The organism is Pseudomonas sp. AC463, from assembly GCF_979253585.1.
In genome coordinates this window covers 1-266 of record NZ_CEEDDZ010000696.1, presented here as the reverse complement: position 1 = coordinate 266, position 266 = coordinate 1, and the positions used below count along the sequence as shown (strand labels likewise).

Sequence of the window (266 nt, the reverse complement as noted above, 5' to 3'; positions counted from 1 at the left end):
ATACCGTAGCGACGTGGTGCTGCTGGCGGCGTGCGACGAAGGCCGGAACGCTGGCCAGGTCGCCGATCCGTGGCCCCGGCGGGAGGATCAGGTCGCCGCCCGCGACGCGGTAGAACGCCTGTTTGGGGTTGCGGATACCGATCCACTGCATCGCCAGCCGGTCGCCCGCGAATTCGTCGATATAGCCGAAGTCGCCGGCGGTCGGCAGCTTTGCGGTCGAGGCCGGCAGGCTCGGCGCCTTCGCGGTGAAGGGTACCGTCTGTCCC

At 69.5% G+C, this 266-nt stretch carries 1 protein-coding gene; it reads right to left on the bottom strand.

Translation table 11 applies throughout. The features are described from left to right. The coding region (locus tag AC0IYH_RS31975; protein WP_471838306.1) for a beta-xylosidase family glycoside hydrolase at positions 1 to 266 on the bottom strand (266 nt) is incomplete at both ends.